Raw genomic sequence first — 17,297 nt, forward strand, 5'->3', positions numbered from 1 at the left:
AGTGAAAGACCATCAGCAAGAAGAGGAAGAACCCACCTGGGCTTCCCTGTCCCCTCGCGAGAAAGTACTCGCCGCCTTCGGCATGACCGGGCTGGGGCTCGGCATCGCGGCCGTCGTGGCCCTTGTCGTCCTGATGGGCGTCCTCCTCGTCGCGCTGCTCTCCCGCAGTCTCATCGAATCCGAGGGAGTCGCGCCCCTGTTCTGGGGTGCGTTGCTGTGCTTGCCCTGTGGGCTGCTCGCCGGCATCTTCGTCTACCCGCTTCGCCTAGCCGCGCGTCTCCTCCCGCTCTCCGCAGCGGCCAAGCGAAGCGTGGAGATGGGCTTGTCGGCAGGGGCGACCTTCCTTGCCGTGCTGTTCGTCGAGTCCTTCACGCCCGGACTGCACGTGCAGCACCCCTGGCTCCCCGCCCTGCTGGCCACACTCGTCGTGGCCCTGGCCAACGTGGTCATCAGGCGTCTTGAAAGCCGCGAGCAGCGACGGGATGGTGCGGTGTAGCGCGGGTCGGTCGCTCTCGTCGATCGCGGCTCAGGGCAAGCGGAGATGAAGTGTGGGGGCCTTCTGCGGGAGGTGAGGAGCGAGGTTCCAGTGAGAGGAGCGGGGCTCCGGTGAGAGGTGTGGGACCTCCGGTGGGAGGTGAGGTGAGGGGCGCTTCGGTGGGCGATAGGGCCGGGAGGTGCGGTGCGGCACGCCGTGTGTGATGTGCGGTGATGGTGATGTCGTCCGATGACGCTGCTTGACTCTCCCATCGTGGGAGAGTCGAAGGTGGGCGCCATGCACAACGACGAACAGCGGCTCATGTGGAGCATCGGGACCGTCGCGCGTAAGACCGGCCTGCCGGTGAAGGTGATCCGGCACTGGTCGGACCTGGGAGTGGTACCGCCGGCGGGACGGACCGCCGCCGGATACCGGTGTTACGACGCCACAGCCGTGGCACGCCTGCAGCTGGCCCGGACGTTGCGAGATCTGGGTATGGGGCTCGGCGAGATCCGTGCCGTCCTGGATCGCGAGGACGGTCTCGCGGAGGTGGCCGCCGCACACGTGGAGGCATTGGAGTCGCAGATCCGCCGGCTCCGTACGCATCAGGCCGTCCTGCGCACCGTCACCCACCGCACCACCCGCGAAGGGCTCGCTCTCATGACCCGTACCGCCCACATGTCACCTGACGAGCGCCGCGCGCTGATCCATCACTTCCTCACCGAGACCCTCGGTGACCTGGACGTGCCCCACTTCCGGGAAGGGCTGCTGGCAGCCGGCGCCGACCTCCCGGAGAACCCTACCGACGACCAGATCGAGGCATGGCTGGAGCTGGGCGAGCTGATCGCCGGAGGACAGCTGCAGCCGGCGATGCGGCGCATGGCGCAGCACGCCGCCGACCAGGGACGGGGCGCCGACCAGGGACGGGGCGAGGACGACCTCGCGGCGGCGGAGGAGATGCGCCGACTGACCGACACCTGGACCGCGCGAGTACGGGAAGCGATCGACGCGGGCACCGCACCGGATTCGCCGGCCGCCGACCCCGTCGTGGCCGACATCGTCGCCGCCTGGCTGCCCAGCCGCGCGAACACCGACCCGACGGTGACCGCCGACGGTGCCGAGGCCCGCGGCCTCCTCCGCGAACAACTCACCGCCGCCTCCGAGCCGGCCGTAGAACGCTTCTGGCAGCTGCTGTGCGTACTGGGCGGCCGCCCGGCACCACCGAGCCTCGCCCGAGCCGGCGACTGGCTGACCACCGCCCTGCGCGCCAACCCCACGCCGGGCGCACGCGACACGCAGCTCAATGCCCTGTACCGGGACGACTCCGACCCCTGGCCGCGCGGTGTCCTGGACGCCTGCGCCCGCGTTCAGTACACCGTCGCCGCACTCGTCCGCGATACGCCATCGGCCGACTTCGACCTGCCGACTCCCTGCGGGGGCTGGACGGTACGTGACCTCCTGGACCACCTGGTGTGGGAGAACATCCTGTGGGGTGGTCTGGCCCAGGGCATGCCCCCTGCCGGCGGACATACCGACGACCACCTCGGCACCGACCACGTAGCCGCCTTCGAGACCGCTGCGGAGGAAGCCCTCACCGCCTTCCGGCAGCCGGGCATGCTGACGCGCGCCTTCGGCCCTGCCCCCGGACGTCGCCTGGTCGAGCAACTCGTCATCGAACTGCTCGTGCACGGATGGGACCTGGCCGCCGCGCTCGGCCGCGACCGCGACCTGCTGCCGGACCTCGCACGAGCCGCACTGCCGGTCGTACGCGAGATCTACGGCGACCTGCCCCGTACCGCCGGTGGTTCCTTCGGCCCGCCGCAGCCGGTGCCTGATGACGCACCGGCCTTGGACCACCTCGCCGGCTGTCTCGGACGGGCACCGAGACCACTCGGCAAGAGACGCTGACCAACTCGCCCTCCAAACAAGGAGGTTCGCCGGGGCGGCAGGCGCGACAGGGGCGACAGAGGTGGTGGCCTCGCCTCGATAGTCTGCACGGCGTGATCAACTCATACACGAGCTCCGACGACGCTGCGGTCGCGATAGCCGGGGCGCGGGCCGGCGCGGACGTGGTCCGCAGCATGTACGGTCAGCGGCTCCACCGCATCGACAAGGGGGCAGGGGACTTTGCCACTGCCGCCGATGTGGCGGCCGAGGGGGCGATCCTCGGTGTCATCCGTGCCGCACGGCCCGATGACGCGGTGCTCGGCGAGGAAGGCGGGCAGCAGGGCACCGCCGCCGCTGTGCGCCAGTGGTTGGTGGATCCCCTGTGCGGCACGCTGAACTACGCCGTCGGCAACATGCTGGTGGCCGTCAACGTGGCGCTGCGCGATGGGGCGGCGGCGGTGGCCGACCCGTTCAGCGGCGAGGTCTTCTTCACCGACGGGGAAACCGCCCGGGTGCGCCATGACGGGGCCGACGACGCACTACTGACGCCCACGTCCGCTACCCGATTGGTGGACGTCAACCTGGATCCGCCGTTCCCGAGTGCACCCGGATTCCGGGCAGTGGATCTCCTCGCCCACCCCGAGTTCGTCGAACGATTCCGGCCCCGCGTCGTATCCACGACGCTGGCGCTTGCCTGGGTCGCCGCCGGTAAGCGCGCCGCGTACGTCACCGACGGCGGAGACCTCTCCAGCAGCGTGCATTTCGCGGCCGGCATCGCTCTGTGCCGGGCTGCCGGCTGCGTAGTCACCGGGATCGACGGTGCCCCGATCGGTGAGACAGGCCGTGGGCTCGTGGCCGCCGCCGACGACGAGACCCACGGGCTGCTGATGTCGATGATGCGCAGCCAAGGCTAGTGCTGTGACCGCGTGCGCTCGCGGCACCGGGGAGAGGCTGCTGTTTGGAGAGGCATGCGGCCCCAGCTGGTGTCCTCTTCGTTCCAGATCCGGCGCTCCGTCGCCCAGCCATTGGAAGCCGGCGCCGTTGTGAGCGGATGAGTGGTGCAGGATCACTGCCGGCTGGCGGGTAGAGCGCAGGCCGGAGTGCCTCCTGGGAGGCGTTGGCGGTTGTTCGAGATGAGCCGGTAGACGCCATGGGCGATCCAGCGCATGGGCGGCAAGGTGAGCACCGCTCCGAGAACGGCCCACCCGCTGCCTGCGCTCAACAGCAGCTTGGCCACTGCCTGCGCGCCACCGTGGACCGCATTCGTCGGCGTCACCCAGAGCGCCTCGTACTCGGCCCGTTGCTGCGAAACACCGAAGGAGGCCAGGGGAGCCCGCTGCCACGGGGTGGCTTCGCAACGGGGCCGAACGTACCGCTCGGCAAGCCCTACCGCGGACGTACAGAAGCCGCAGTCTCCGTCATAGACCAGCACAGGCAGAGTTCGCATGATCCCATCATGCCGCGTACGGGCCGCTGCCATGCCGTGTACGGTCCGCGGTCCCGCCGTGCGGGGATCGCGGTCCCGATTCGTTCGACTTCCCGCGTTCGCATGAGCGGCTGCAACCGGGCCGGCGCCGCTGGGCCGGGCCCGACCCAGCGCACCGTACAGTGCCGGTGTAGTGGATCCCGAGCTGGCCCACCTCGTCGAGCAATGGTTGGAGGAGACGGTCGGCGACATCGAGGACCGGCTCACCCGGGCCGGCCCCTGGAGCCGCACCAGCGTCGCTTCCGCGGCGCGCTCGCCATGGGCACAGTAACCCGGGCCCACAGCCGGTGGGCCAGCGTGCCATTTGCCGAGCCACCATCGGACGCACATGAGTACCGGTACTCATGTGCCTCAAGGGCCGGGCAGTGAGCATTGCCCCATGCCCGTACCTATGCCTCTGCGCAAACACACTGCCGCGGTGGTCACCGCAGCAGCCGGCGTTCTCCTCCTGGCGGGATGCGGGCTCAGCGGGGACGAGCTGTTCTCCAACCTCAACGGCACCGGCGCCTCCCAGTCGCAGGCCACCGATACCTCCGATAACACCGGCACCTCCGAGACGGGAGCGCCACGGTCCGACGCACCGCCGAACTACGCGGACAACAACCGCGTCCGGATACCCGGCGAGATGAGCCCGCAGGACGAGAAGCGAGCAGGGCAGAGGGCCACCGAGGTCAAACGGGCTCTTGAAGAGCTGCGCCGATGGGGCAAGATCAGCCCCGCAGAGGTTCAGCCCGTACTCGACAAGCTGGCCGCCTCTGATCCCCTCTCGGTAACAGGGTTGCGCAGCCTTTGGTCGGACAAGGCCGGAGGGAGCTCTTACGGCATCTGGATCGGGAAAACCGCCTGCGTCACGGGGACCGTCAGCAAGGACCGCGTGTGGGCGAACGTCAACGGCCACTACCTGGAGAGCGGCTGTCTGCCTCCGCCTCCCACTCACTGAGAGAGCCGAGTTCGTGGCCTGGCCCCCGCTGAGGTATGCGTCAGTCCAGGCAGAATTCGTTGCCTTCGGGGTCGGTCATCACGATGAGTCCGGCGCTCATCGGGGGAGCCGGCTCATCGCGGCGTACCCGCTTCGCTCCCAGCGCGATGAGCCGGTCGCACTCGGCCTCCAGCGCCGCCATCCGTTCCTCTCCCTGCAATCCGGGAGCCGCACGAACGTCGAGGTGGACGCGGTTCTTGGCGATCTTCCCCTCCGGTACCTGCTGGAAGAACAGTCGCGGGCCGTGCCCGTCCGGGTCCTCGATGGCCGACTTCGTGTTGCGTTGGTCCTCCGGCACGCCGAGCCGCGCGAGAAAGTCGTCCCATGCGGCCAGCGGGTCGGTGCCCTCGGGCAGATCCACCCCGGGCGGGCAGGGATGGACATAGCCCAGCGCGTCGCGCCAGAAGTTCGACAGGGCCCGCGGGTCGTGAGCGTCGAAGGTGATCTGGATGTGGCGGCTCATGGGGATGCTCCGTTCGTAGCGGGGGGCGCGTGCAAGGAGAGGCCGCGCAGCGGAAAGCCACGGGCAGGGCCCACTGTGACACCTCTAGCGGACAGGATCGGTCCGCTATTTCTGGCAGGGTGACGGGCATGGATGTGGGGAGTGGTGAGGAGCGGGGGACGACGGAGCGGGTGCTCGCTCTGCTCGGGCTGCTGCAGCAGCGCCAGGTCTGGACGGGTCCCGAACTCGCCGAGCGGCTCGGGGTCACGCCGCGCACGGTACTGCGTGATGTCGAGCGGTTGCGTGCCCTCGGCTATCCGGTGCAGGCCAGCCAGGGGGTCGGCGGCGGTTATCAGCCAGGTCCCGGGCAGGACCTGCCGCCGCTGTTGCTCGATGACGAAGAGGCGATCGCCACCGCGGTCTCGCTGCTCGCCCATGCGGGCGGTGCGGCCGCCGGTGACGCCGCGCTCCGCGCACTGACCAAGCTCGACCGGGTGCTGCCCACCAGGCTGCGGCACGAGGTGCGCACGCTCTCCGGCTCGGTGGAGTTCTTCGGTACCGGCCGCGCGCCGGTCGACCCCGAGGTGCTGATGACGCTGGCCAGAGCCTGCCGCGACGAGACCGAGGCCGGTTTTGGCTATCCCTCCGGGGGCGAGGTGCGACAGCGGCGGGTGGAGCCTTATCGCCTGGTCGCCTCCGACCGGCGCTGGTACCTCCTCGCCTACGACCTCGAACGCGACGACTGGCGCAGCTTCCGTCTCGACCGGATGACCGAGGTGTCCGCACGGACCTGGCGCTTCCGCCCGCGCGCGGCGCCGGACGCGGCGGCGTACGTGCAGGAGGGGGTGGCCAGCCGGGTCTACCCGCACCAGGCGCGCTTTCTCGTGCACGCGTCGGCCGACACGGTACGCGCACAGATTCCGGCGTCGGCAGCCGTCGTACGAGGGCGGGGGAGCGAGCGCTGCGAGGTACTCAGCGGGGGCGGCAGCCTTGATGCCGTGCTCATGCACGTGCTCCTGCTGGGGCATGACTTCGAGGTACTCGACCCTCCGGAACTGGGGAGGCGCTGCCGTGTGCTGGCGGAGAAACTGCTGTCGGCCGGCGCGACGGTCTCGCCGGTGCCGGACCTGGAGGAGTGACGGCCTGAACGGCGCTCAAGTGGCGCTGGTCGCGCTGTCCGAGGCCGTTTCGGGCTTTGTGTGCAGGACGTCGCGGGCCTGGTCCGCGGCGCTGATGATGCTCTCGGAGACGAAGTCGACGAAGCGGGCGATGTTTTCGAGGCGGACGGCCGCCGGGGTGCCGGAGCCGAGAATGCTGACGCCCTGTCGTGCGGTTTCGGCGACGTGGGCGGTGCCGCGGGCGCTGGCCAGCATGGATTGGTACCAGACGTCGTCATCGACTACGTAGCGCTCGCGGCGGCTGTCATCGCGTTCCCGGCGGACGAGACCCTGGTTCTCGAGGTATGCGATCGCTTTGGAGATGGACGCCGGGCTGACCTGCAGGCGCTGGGCGAGTTCGGATGCGGTGAGGCTCCCCGCGTCGCTGATGCAGAGGCAGGCCAGCACCCGGGCCATCATCTTGGGCGAGCCCGTCTGTATGAGGACGGTGGTGAAGGCCTCCTCGTACTCGCGCACCGCCTCGGCATCGCGGCCATGGGCCTGTTCGGGAACCTTGGCGCCCCGGGGTGCGGCCTGCCTGCGCCGGTGGGCGCGGTGTTGGGTGGCGCGGTGGGCGAGATCGGCGCGGTAGGCGGTGGGGCCGCCGTTGCGCATCACCTCGCGTGTGATGGTCGAGGTGGGGCGGTCGAGACGTCTGGCGACCTCCGCATAGGCGAGGCCATCGGCCAGCCCCAGGGCAATCTGCTGGCGTTCCTGCTGGCTGAGCCTGCCTCCCGGCATCGCCGTCTCCTTCGTCGCCCTTAGTGGCTCCTGGTGTCTCAGGAGCGCCGGCTGTGCAGCATAGCGTTCACTTCTCATTCATTGCAACGAATGGGTGGTGGCTATTGCGTTACCCTCCGTGCTGTTGCAACGAAATACGGGCGATGAGCTGCGTAAATAGCGGTTGTTCGCAATAACAGTATTGCTTGATCTGTGAATGCAACGTAGCGTTTCCAATATCAGAAACAGGTCGGAAACAGGAGCCGAAGGAGCACACGATGCAGACGAAGCAGAGCACGATCCAGAAGTTCGACACTCCGGCCCCGGTGGCCGCCGTCCTGGACATCCCCGCGGGGCGCGTCCGGTTCATCGCCGCCGACCGGGCCGACACCACGGTCGAGGTCCTGCCGGCGGACGCCTCGAAGAGCCGCGACGTGAAGGCGGCGGAGCAGATCGAGGTCGCGTACCGCGAAGGCGTCCTGCGGATCGAGGCCCCGGCGCCGAAGAACCGGATCCTCGGCCCCTCCGGATCCATCGAGGTGACCGTCCAACTGCCCGCCGGCTCCCGCGTCGAGGCGAAGGCGGCCAGCGCCGAATTCCGGGGCGTGGGACGGCTCGGCGACGTCACCTTCGAAGGCGCGCACGGCTCGGTCAAGCTCGATGAGACCAAGAGTGTCCGCCTCGCCCTCCTCGCGGGCGACATCTCGGTCGGCCGCCTGGGCGGGCCCGCGGAGGTCACCACAGCAAAGGGCGACATCCGCATCGCCGAGGCCGTGAGCGGCGCGGTCACCCTGCGCACCGAGGCCGGCGACATCTCGGTCGGCGCCGCCCGCTGTGTCTCCGCCGCGCTCGACGCCGGCACCTCCTACGGCCGGATCCACAACACGCTCAAGAACACCGACGGCGCCGCCGCCGGACTGAACATCCACGCGACCACCGCCCACGGCGACATCACCGCCCGCAGCCTCTGAGAAACACCCTCACGACCGATACCCAACCCCGGCCATCACGGTGAACGGGCTGCGCAACTCCCAAGCCCCAAGCCCCAAGCCCGAAAACAGAAGTCCCACGGCAACAAGGCCGTGGGGAGTCGCGGTGGCCGCCGTTGCGCTCTCCATCCGCACCGAATACGTCCCTTTGAGAGATGAGGAAAGACCATGAGTGAAGCCCTTCACACCGTCGAGAACGGCAGCGGGCAGGACCGTCCGGAGCTGCAGAAGGCCATCCAGGAGTTCGTCGATGCCGGGTTCGCCGGCATGCAGATGCGGGTGCACGACGAGCGGGGCGAGTGGGTCGGCAGCGCCGGGGTGCGCAAGCTGGGCGAGGACGCCAAGCCGCAGACGAACGGGCTTTTCTGGGTGGGCAGTTCCACCAAGACCTTCACCGCGACCCTGGTGCTGCGACTGGTCGCCGACGGCGCGATCGGACTGGATGATCCGGTGGCCGACCATCTGCCCCGGCTCGGGCTGGACCGGCGGATCACGGTGCGGATGCTGCTGCAGCACACCAGCGGGTTGTACAGCTACACCGGCGAGCTCGACGCCGACGGGACGTTCGTGCCGGGTATCCCCTCGATGGGCAAGGAGTGGGTGGAGAACCGGCTCCGCACCCATCGGCCGGAGGAGCTCGTGCGGTTCGCGCTCTCCAAGCCGGTGCGGTTCGAGCCGGGGGCGGGTCAGAGCTACTCCAACACCAACTACACGCTGGCCGTGCTGCTGATCGAGCAGGTCACCGGCCGCTCGTACGCCGAGGAGATGCAACGGGGGATCCTGCGGCCGCTCGGGCTGCGGGACACCGTGGTGCCGGGCACCTCGCCGGAGCTCCCCGGGCCGCACGCCCACGGTTACTACCGCTACCAGGACGGCGACGAATGGAAGGTGGTCGACGTCAGCCGGCAGAACTCCTCCCTGCTGGCCGGCGCGGGTGACATGATCTCCAGCACCCAGGACCTCCACACGTTCTTCTCCGCGCTGCTGGGCGGCAAGCTGCTGCCCGACCGGCTGCTGGCCGAGATGCTCAAGCCGCATGGTGAACTCGGTTACGGTCTGGGGCTGTTCGTACAGGAACTGGGTCCGGACCACGGCGGCACCATCGTCCACCACAACGGCGGCGCCCCAGGGGGCTACGGCGCGCTGATGATCAGCACGCCCGATGGCAGCAAGACCCTGACCGCGGGGCTGACGACCGGCGATGCCGAGTCCAACCCGGCAGTGGTGATCCAGGAGGCGTTGGACAGGCTCATCAAAGCGGTGTTCAGCGGTTGACGGACGGGCAAGGCGAGGCCCGTCAGGCCAGGCGGGCCCGTCAGGCCAGGCGGGCCCGTCAGGCCAGGCGGGCCCGTCAGGCCAGGAGAGGGCGCCAGCGGTCGGCGGACTCCAGCATGTCCGTGATGACCCGCTCCAGGAATGTCCCCGCCTTGGCCATCCGTTGTCCCACGGGCGTGCCGAGCCCGAACGTCTCCGCCGCCGCCAGCGCGGCCTGCGCCGATTCGAGCGTGTGCCGCGCGCTGATGACGATCGAGTTGTACCAGGCGTTGTCGTCGATGACGTAGATGTCGCGGCGCCGCTGCGGATCGTGCTCGCGCCGGACATAACCCTGCTCCACCAGGGAGTTGACAGCCACGGAGACGGAGGCCGGGCTCACCTGCAGCCTGCGGGTCAGCTCGGCCGCGGTGCGCCTGCCGTCCTCGGACAGCAACAGGTCGACATGCACCCGCGCTGTCATTCTCGGCAGTCCCGACCTGACCGCCAGCTCAATGATCTCCTCTTCCACCGCGCCGGCCGGCGGCCCGGCACCGCGTGGGGGAGTGGGCGTGCCACGCCGGGCCCGCTGAACCGTCGCCCGGTGCGCATGCTGGGGCCGGTAGCCACCGGCGCCGCCGTTGCGTCCGACCTCCCGGCTGATCGTCGAGGTCGGCCGGTCGAGCCGCCTGGCGATCTCGGCGTACGAGAGTCCGTCGGCGAGCCCGGCCGCGATGCGCTGGCGTTCCTGCTGGGTCAACCGTCCTCCTGGCATGCCGTCAGTATTGCCTTCGCCGCCATCCATTGCAACGCATCATTGCATTCGAGCTCAGCGTCATTGCATCAATTTACCGCCTGCTAGCTGGGATAAGGGTCTTTAGTGGATTGACGGCCCTCCGAACGCAACGTAGCTTTCAAGTAATCCCAAACGCGTACTATCGCGAAATGAGGAATGGTCATGGGTGAATCCGTCCACACCGTCCCGACGATGCCGACGGTGCGTCAGTCCGGCTGCCCCTTCGACCCGCCGGCGGAACTGCTCGATGCCCGCCGACACGGTCCCATCAGCCGCTTCACCCACCCCGGTGGGAAGCCCGGCTGGCTGGTCACCGGATACGACATGGTCAGGTCGGTCCTTGCCGACCCTCGGTTCAGTGCGCGCAAGGAGCTGCTGAACGTGGTCGACTTCGAGATTCCGCCGGCGCCGCCCGGCGAGTTCCTCCTCATGGACGACCCGCAGCATCGGCGCTACCGCAAGCCGCTGATGGGCAAGTTCACCGTACGGCGCATGCGCCTGCTCACCGAGCGCGTGGAGCAGGTCACCGCCGACTGTCTGGACGCCATGGAGAAGACCGGGCCGCCGGCGGACCTGGTGACCGCATTCGCCAAGCCCATCCCCGCCATCGTCATATGCGAGCTGTTGGGCGTGCCGTACGAGGACCGGGGCTCCTTCCAGGAGCAGATCGACTCGTTCATGAACGGAGAGACGAGTGACGAGGACCTGATGGCGGCCTACGCCGCGGTCCAGAACTACCTCGCGGAGCTGGTGGTCGCCAAGCGTGCGAACCCCACCGACGACGTGCTCAGCGACCTCACGGACAGCGACCTGACCGATGAGGAGCTGAAGGGGATCGGCCTGATTCTGCTGTCGGCCGGGTTCGACACCACCGCGAACATGCTGGCGCTGGGCACCTTCGCGCTGCTCCAGCACCCGGACCAGCTGGCCGCACTGCGCTCAGACCCTGCGCTCGCCGACCGGGCCGTGGAGGAACTGCTGCGGTACCTGAGCGTCGCCAAGCAGTTCTGGCGGACGGCCCTGGAAGACGTCGAGCTGGGCGGCCAGACCATCAAGGCCGGCACGACGGTCGTCCTGTCGTACAACACCGCCAACCGCGACCCGGAGCGCTTCACGGATCCCCATGCGCTCGACCTGCAGCGGCAGGAAGGCGGGCACCTGGCCTTCGGTCACGGCGTCCACCAGTGTCTGGGGCAGCAGCTCGCCCGCGTCGAGATGCGGGTCGCGTTCTCCGCGCTGCTGAGCCGCTTCCCCACGCTGCGCCTGGCCGTACCGGCGGAAGAAGTCAGCCTGCGCCCGGAGGCCGCGGACATCTACGGGGTGAAGAGCCTCCCGGTCACCTGGGACGTGTGACCCACGTGTGACCGCGAGCGAGTCGGGGGCGAGGGGGTGACGGGGATGAGGAGGTGGGGGAGCGGACCGGTGTGACGTGAGCGGCTTGCGAGGGGCCCTCACGTACCGGCGCGGCGGTAGACCGAGACGAGGAGCTGGTCCTTGGCGGGGCCGTGGACTTCCCAGCGCAGGTGCCATTCGTCCGGTGACAGGACGGTGAAGGTGCCTTCGTAGCGATCCGCGGCGCACTGGTGCACGGCCGTCCAGTGGCCGCGGCGCAGGTCCAGCGTGTGGAAGGGACGGCCGTCCGCGAAGGACACCTCGGCGGAGCCGTCCGGGAGCGGCGTCATCCGGAGGGTTCGGCTGGCGTCCCGCCGTGCGCCGTCCCATTCCATGACGCCTTCCTCCACGTGCAGCCACCCGTCGTCGACGTCATCGGCGTCGTCGGTGCGGAACTCGGCCCGTCCGGAGAAGTGGCCGACGTGTTCACCGGCGTACAGCTCACGCTCCACGCTCCAGTTGCCTGCGAGGTAGGCGAGCGCATCGGGTACGGCCCGGACGCCGGGATCGGATGAGGTCATGCCCCCAGCTTCTCACTCGGCACACGGGCGGCAGCCCGTACCCCTCCTCCCATGCAGACGGACGTGCGCACGCCCTCAAGGACCACGACGGCTACAACCCACCGGACATCCACGCGCCGGGTGACCGATTGCGTACCGATCGACCGCGTGCCAACTGAACGATCGTGCTCGTTGGATGTTCTGCTGAGCGTAGCCGGGGTCCATGGTGGGGAAAGCGCATTGCGCATGGGGGCGTTGAGGGTCTGGACTGCCAAGGATCACGACGGCGGGCTGCTCCCCGGTTCTGGGAGCGGGGTCATGTGTCGAGATCGCCGCCCTGCCCCGCCGCGGCGCATCACGACCCGCACGGTTTCCGGTTCGGGAACCGGCGCAGAGGTAAGCGAATGGCATCCATGCTCGACGGTTGTACGCCCTGGCCGGAGGAGTTCGTCGACCGTTACTGGGCGGCCGGGCACTGGCGTGGCTGTACGCTGGACAACCTGCTGCGCGACTGGGCCCTGGAGTACGGACCGCGGACCGCGCTCGTACACGGCGGCACCCGCGTCACGTACGCGAACCTGAACCGGCGCGTGGACCGCATGGCTGCCGGATTCCGGCTGCGCGGCCTCAGGCCCGGGCAACGGGTCGTCGTCCAGCTGCCGAACGTTCCCGAGTTCGTCATCACCGTGTTCGCGCTGATGCGCACCGGCGCGATCCCCGTGCTCTGTCCGGTCTCGCACCGCGCCGCCGAGGTGTCCCACCTCGTGCGGACCGCCGAGGCCGCCGGCTACGTCGGCCCCTCGACACGGCATGGCTTCGACCACACGGCCATGGCGGCGGACATTGCGACCCAAGGTCCCTTCCTGCGAAGGGTGTTCACCTACGAGCCGCCGGGAGCCTCGTCGCCGTACGGCGGGATGGCGGTCGACACGTCGGGCTGCCACTACTTCCCGCTGGAATCCGTCGACGCCCCGCCCGAGCGGGGACTCGCGCAGACTGCCGACCAGGTGGCCTTCTTCCTGCTCTCCGGCGATACCACCGCGGCGCCCAGGCTCATTCCTCGTACCCACAACGACTACGCCTACCAGGCGCGGGCCGCCGCCGGACTGGTGTCGCTCGCCGGGAGTGACGTGTACCTCGCCGCGCTGCCCGCCGAGTCCAACTTCGCCCTAGGCTGCCCCGGCATCGTCGGCACTCTCTCCGCCGGCGGCACCGTTGTACTCGTCGAGAGCCCGGATCCCACCGAATGCTTCGCGGTCATCGAGCGCGAGCGGGTCACCCTCACATCGGTGGTGCCGGCCGTCGCTCAGCTCTGGCTCGACGCACTGCCCACCGTCCAGGCCGACGTGCGCGACTTGAGCAGCCTGCGGCTCGTACAGGCCGGTGGCGCGCCCTTGCCCCCGGCGACCGCCCAACGGATCGGTCCAGGATTGGGCGGCTGCCGTCTGCAACAGGTCTTCGGCATGGCGGAGGGCCTGCTCACCTTCACCCTGCCGACCGACCCGGACGAGACCGTGCTCGCCGCGCACGGCCGCCCGCTCTCGCCCGACGATGAGATCCGCCTTGTCGACGTCGACGGCAAGGACGTGCCCGAGGGGGAGCCCGGCGAACTCCTCGCCCGTGGGCCGTACACCCCGCGAGGCTATTACCGGGCGCACGACAAGAACGCACGCGCCTTCACCGCCGACGGCTACCTCCGTACCGGTCGGCTCGCGCGGCGCACCCCCGACGGCGGCCTGGTGGTGACCGGCCGTCTCAACGACGTCCGTTGACGCAGGCCAAGGCTGCTGCAGGGGGCGCTGCAGGGCTGCTGCCTCGTGTCAATCGGTGGCGGTTGGGTGAACCGGGGAGGCATCGGGGAGCGGAGCGGGAACGATGCCCACGATCACTGATGTCGTAATTGTCGGATTGTGATACCGGTTGTTGTGGGAGGTCAGATGGACAGGACCGGCGTGCGGTCGTTCTCGCGCCGGTGCCGGTCACCGGCACTGTGCCGGCCTCCGCCATGGCGTACGCGCCGTGCTCGGCTCCGGCCGGTCGGCCCGCTTGCCAGGCGCTACCGCAGGGGCCGGCTCGTCGGCTCTGCTGCCACGCCTGTCATGACGGGGTCCGTATCGCTGGCCGCTGCTCGGCATCACACCGGGACCGACCAGGGAAACCCATCGTGCAAGAGCTGTACAAGCGAATGTGTCTGCTGTTGCAGGCCCCCGGGGCCGCCGGCAGGGCGACCACAGCGCTGGCCGGACTCTGCAGGCAGTTGCCCGCCATCGTGTGGGCGGGCGTCCTGCTGGCAGTGGCCGCCGCACTGGTCATCGTCTGGTCGGGCGCGGGACCGCCCGCGCCGGCGGCGATCGCGCTGACGGTCTTCGCCGGGGCCACCGTGGCGTGGGTGTCGGGCCGGGGCGATACCACTTTCGTCGGACTGGTCGCCGTACTGATGCTCGTGGTCGCCGGTGTCGTGGCGCCGGCGCGGCTCTTCGCCGGGCTCGGGAACGAGACTGTGTGGTTGCTGATCGCCGCCTTCGTCCTGGCGGCGGGTATCGGCGCAACGGGCCTACCGGCCCGCGTGGCGCTGGCCCTGTGCTCCCGCGCCCGTACGGTGCGGCAGCTGTTCCACCTGGTGGCGGCAGTGCTGGTGCTGACGGCCTTCGCTCTTCCGGCCACCGCGGGCCGGGCGGCCCTGGTGCTCCCCGTCTTCGTGGCGCTGGCCGCCTCCGTGCAGGAGCGCGTCACCGTCGTACGCGCGCTGTCCCTGTTGTTCCCCACGGTGGTGCTGCTGTCGGCCATGGCCACCCTGACCGGCGCGGGCGCCCATCTGATCACCAGCCAGCTACTGGCCGGCACGACGGGCGGCGGCATCAGCTACGTGCGGTGGCTGGTGCTGGGACTGCCGTTCGCACTGATCTGCTCTCACCTGGCCACGGAGGGACTCTTGCGGACGATGACCGACCGGGAGGAGCGCCGCGCCCCGTTGGTACGTCTGCGTGATGACTCTTCGGCGGCCGGTGAATCGTCCGGTGACTCGTCCGGCGAAACGGTCGGCGAAGCAGGGGGCGAACAGCAGTCGCGGCCCCCCGGACGGCTGGGCCGATGGGGACGGCTCGGACGCGACCAGGCCCGCGCCGCCGCGATTCTGCTCGTGGTCATGGCCCTGTGGTGCACCGAGTACCTGCACGGCATCCCGCCCGCCGTCACGGCACTGGCCGGCGCGGTCATGATCACCGCGCCCAAGTGGGGCACCATCGGTATGTCGGCGGCCCTCGACGCGGTTCCGTGGTCATTGCTGCTGTTCATGGTGACCACCACCGTGCTGGGGGGCGCACTGGCCTCTTCGGGAGCGGCGGACTGGCTCACCTCGCTGTTCTTCCCCGCTGCCGCAGGCCCGGGCATGGTTTTGGTGGTTGTCGTCGTGGTCAGCGCGGCCTCTCATCTGATGCTCCAGTCGCGCTCGGCGCGGTCGTCGGTGCTGGTGCCGCTGGTCATCCCACTGGCCTCGACCGCGGGCCTGCAACCAGCCGCACTGGCCTTCGCCTCCACCGCCGCTGCCGGGTTCTGTCACACCACGATCGCTTCGGCCAAGCCCCTTGCCCTGTTCGCCCAAAGCGGCGTCCCTTCGGTCTTCGGCGAGCGGGATCTGCTGCGTCTGTCGGCCTGGCTCGGCCCCGCCACCGCCGCGGTGACCGTCGGCTGTGCCCTGACCATCTGGCCCTGGCTGGGCCTGCCCCTGCGCTGAACACATGCGCTGAACACACCGCGGCGCGTGTACAAGGCGCGCGTACAGGATGGCGGCCCTGACCGGGACCGCCGCTGAGGAAACGGGAAGACTCATGTTCTTGCGAGTTCTGGTCGCTCCCAGCGGCTTCAAGGAATCCCTGGCCGTCGAAGCGGTCGGTGCGGCGATCAGCGCCGGTATCCAGCGCGTGCTGCCCGGCGCCTGCGTCTCGGCAGTCCCTCTGGTCGATGGCGGCGAGGGCACCGCCCGTACGCTGGCCGCCGCCAGTGGCGGGAAGCTGGTACCGGTGACGGTCACCGGACCCACCGGGGAGGCCGTCTCCTCGCACATCGCCGTCCTGGGCGGCGCGGGTCCGCTGACCGCTGTCGTCGAAATGGCCGCCGCGGCCGGGCTTGCGCTCGTCCCCGCCGACGCCCGCGACCCCGGCCGCACCACCACCTTCGGGGTCGGGGAGCTGATCCGTGCCGCCCTCGACCAGCGCTGCGAACGGATCGTGGTGGGCTGTGGAGATTCGGGAACCTGCGACGGCGGCGCGGGCGCCCTGACCGCCCTGGGCGCCCGCGTGCTCGACGCCGACGGCCACCAGGTTCCTGCGGGCGGCAGCGGGCTGCTCCGCGCCTCGACGCTGGAACTCGACGGCCTGGACGTACGTTTGACCGGTACGGAGATCTTCGTCGCCTGCAATCCGTACAACCTCCTCACCGGTGAAGCCGGCGTCGCCCGGACTTTCGGGCCGCAAAAGGGCGCTACGGCGGCCCAGGTCGAAGAACTGGCCTCGGCCATGGACCACTGGGCCGCGCTGCTGGCACGCCGATGCGGTACGGACGTACGAGAAATGCCGGGCGGAGGGGCCTCCGGTGGGCTCGGCGCGGGCTTGGCGGCCGTCCTCGGCGCCCGGCTGCTGCCCCGCTTCGACGTCCTCCCGGGCTACGCGGAACTGGACGCCCAACTTGCCCTGGCCGACCTGGTCATCACCGCGGAGGGAGCGCTCGACCATCAGACTCCGCGCGGCAAGATCCCGGCCGAAGTCGCCCGCCGCGCCAAACGGCTGGGCAAGCAGGTCATCGCGCTGGCCGGCATCATCGGCCACGGCGCCGCGCAGACCCACCCGGTCGGCATCGACGCCTACGCCTGCATCCTCTCCGGTCCCATGTCCCGACGCGAAGCCATGGACAGTACCGCCGCGCTCCTTGCCGATGCCGCTGAACAGGCCCTCCGCATGGTCCTGATCGGTACCCGCCTCACCGAACCCTCGCCCCTCGTCGGCGACCCCCTGCCTCCAGCGGCCGGCAGCCGGCCGGCGCCCACCGCGGGGTGAGGAGGTAGCGACCACCAGCCGTCATGGCCGGGCAATGGCAAGTGGTCGTCCGACTGCGATGGGCCTCCACCGGCCCCACTGCCCCCTCCGTCCCTGGTCACCGCCGCCCTGTTCACTCGTCCGGCCTACTTCAACCCTGAATGGGCGTGTTTGTGTGCATACAGTCGAACTG

General features: G+C 69.7%; 17 protein-coding genes. 12 read left to right on the plus strand and 5 right to left on the minus strand.

The features are described 5' to 3' along the window. The first annotated feature begins 1 nt into the window (after position 1). The 3 genes from ACZ6WH_RS18505 (at position 2) to ACZ6WH_RS18515 (ending at position 3,276) form a co-directional block, all read left to right on the plus strand. Complete coding sequence (locus ACZ6WH_RS18505; protein WP_469729487.1) at positions 2–496, plus strand: hypothetical protein; 495 nt, start codon at positions 2–4, stop codon at positions 494–496. Positions 497–772: 276 nt separating this feature from the next. Further along, positions 773–2,383, plus strand: a complete 1,611-nt coding sequence (locus ACZ6WH_RS18510) for a TIGR03086 family metal-binding protein (protein WP_469729488.1) — start codon at positions 773–775, stop codon at positions 2,381–2,383. A gap of 92 nt (positions 2,384–2,475) precedes the next feature. Further along, entirely contained in the window at positions 2,476–3,276 is an 801-nt protein-coding gene (locus ACZ6WH_RS18515; RefSeq protein WP_469729489.1) for an inositol monophosphatase family protein, read from the plus strand. A gap of 152 nt (positions 3,277–3,428) precedes the next feature. Here the strand turns inward: ACZ6WH_RS18515 and ACZ6WH_RS18520 are convergent, their stop codons facing one another. Continuing rightward, on the minus strand, positions 3,429–3,809 hold the full coding sequence (locus ACZ6WH_RS18520; protein ID WP_469729490.1) for a thiol-disulfide oxidoreductase DCC family protein: 381 nt from the start codon (positions 3,807–3,809) through the stop codon (positions 3,429–3,431). Positions 3,810–3,981: 172 nt separating this feature from the next. Between ACZ6WH_RS18520 and ACZ6WH_RS18525 the strand changes: the two genes are divergently transcribed. Together ACZ6WH_RS18525 and ACZ6WH_RS18530 are read left to right on the plus strand one after the other, a co-directional pair. Continuing rightward, positions 3,982–4,119, plus strand: a complete 138-nt coding sequence (locus ACZ6WH_RS18525) for a hypothetical protein (protein ID WP_469729491.1) — start codon at positions 3,982–3,984, stop codon at positions 4,117–4,119. Positions 4,120–4,266: 147 nt separating this feature from the next. Next, the gene (locus tag ACZ6WH_RS18530) at positions 4,267–4,788 is read left to right on the plus strand and encodes a hypothetical protein (protein WP_469729492.1); all 522 of its coding nucleotides are present in this window, start codon (positions 4,267–4,269) and stop codon (positions 4,786–4,788) included. 40 nt (positions 4,789–4,828) lie between these two features. On the opposite strand, the gene ACZ6WH_RS18535 is transcribed toward ACZ6WH_RS18530, so the two are convergent. Then, positions 4,829–5,290, minus strand: coding sequence for a VOC family protein (locus ACZ6WH_RS18535; protein WP_469729493.1), 462 nt, complete (start codon positions 5,288–5,290; stop codon positions 4,829–4,831). A gap of 128 nt (positions 5,291–5,418) precedes the next feature. Between ACZ6WH_RS18535 and ACZ6WH_RS18540 the strand changes: the two genes are divergently transcribed. Continuing rightward, positions 5,419–6,408, plus strand: coding sequence for a helix-turn-helix transcriptional regulator (locus ACZ6WH_RS18540; RefSeq protein ID WP_469729494.1), 990 nt, complete (start codon positions 5,419–5,421; stop codon positions 6,406–6,408). A gap of 15 nt (positions 6,409–6,423) precedes the next feature. Here the strand turns inward: ACZ6WH_RS18540 and ACZ6WH_RS18545 are convergent, their stop codons facing one another. Continuing rightward, complete coding sequence (locus tag ACZ6WH_RS18545; protein ID WP_469729495.1) at positions 6,424–7,167, minus strand: GbsR/MarR family transcriptional regulator; 744 nt, start codon at positions 7,165–7,167, stop codon at positions 6,424–6,426. Between the two features lie 278 nt (positions 7,168–7,445). Between ACZ6WH_RS18545 and ACZ6WH_RS18550 the strand changes: the two genes are divergently transcribed. Then, on the plus strand, positions 7,446–8,117 hold the full coding sequence (locus ACZ6WH_RS18550; protein ID WP_469729638.1) for a DUF4097 family beta strand repeat-containing protein: 672 nt from the start codon (positions 7,446–7,448) through the stop codon (positions 8,115–8,117). A gap of 186 nt (positions 8,118–8,303) precedes the next feature. Next, a complete protein-coding gene (locus ACZ6WH_RS18555; RefSeq protein WP_469729496.1) occupies positions 8,304–9,410 on the plus strand; it encodes a serine hydrolase domain-containing protein in 1,107 nt (368 codons plus the stop codon). A 76-nt stretch (positions 9,411–9,486) separates the two neighbouring features. On the opposite strand, the gene ACZ6WH_RS18560 is transcribed toward ACZ6WH_RS18555, so the two are convergent. Next, positions 9,487–10,161, minus strand: a complete 675-nt coding sequence (locus tag ACZ6WH_RS18560) for a GbsR/MarR family transcriptional regulator (protein ID WP_469729497.1) — start codon at positions 10,159–10,161, stop codon at positions 9,487–9,489. 183 nt (positions 10,162–10,344) lie between these two features. Between ACZ6WH_RS18560 and ACZ6WH_RS18565 the strand changes: the two genes are divergently transcribed. Next, positions 10,345–11,535, plus strand: coding sequence for a cytochrome P450 (locus ACZ6WH_RS18565; protein ID WP_469729498.1), 1,191 nt, complete (start codon positions 10,345–10,347; stop codon positions 11,533–11,535). A 98-nt stretch (positions 11,536–11,633) separates the two neighbouring features. Here ACZ6WH_RS18565 and ACZ6WH_RS18570 read toward each other — a convergent pair whose 3' ends face one another. Beyond that, a complete protein-coding gene (locus tag ACZ6WH_RS18570) occupies positions 11,634–12,095 on the minus strand; it encodes a DUF6314 family protein (protein ID WP_469729499.1) in 462 nt (153 codons plus the stop codon). 383 nt (positions 12,096–12,478) lie between these two features. Between ACZ6WH_RS18570 and ACZ6WH_RS18575 the strand changes: the two genes are divergently transcribed. From ACZ6WH_RS18575 to ACZ6WH_RS18585, 3 genes are all read left to right on the plus strand, one after another. After that, a complete protein-coding gene (locus tag ACZ6WH_RS18575) occupies positions 12,479–13,846 on the plus strand; it encodes a (2,3-dihydroxybenzoyl)adenylate synthase (protein ID WP_469729500.1) in 1,368 nt (455 codons plus the stop codon). 392 nt (positions 13,847–14,238) lie between these two features. Then, positions 14,239–15,807 carry an SLC13 family permease gene (locus ACZ6WH_RS18580; protein ID WP_469729501.1) on the plus strand — a complete coding sequence of 523 codons (1,569 nt, stop codon included), beginning with the start codon at positions 14,239–14,241 and terminating at the stop codon, positions 15,805–15,807. A 94-nt stretch (positions 15,808–15,901) separates the two neighbouring features. After that, positions 15,902–17,125: a glycerate kinase family protein gene (locus tag ACZ6WH_RS18585; protein ID WP_469729502.1), complete on the plus strand. Its 1,224-nt coding sequence runs from the start codon at positions 15,902–15,904 to the stop codon at positions 17,123–17,125. Positions 17,126–17,297 lie beyond the last annotated feature (172 nt).

The organism is Streptomyces sp. NPDC050806 (assembly GCF_055586425.1).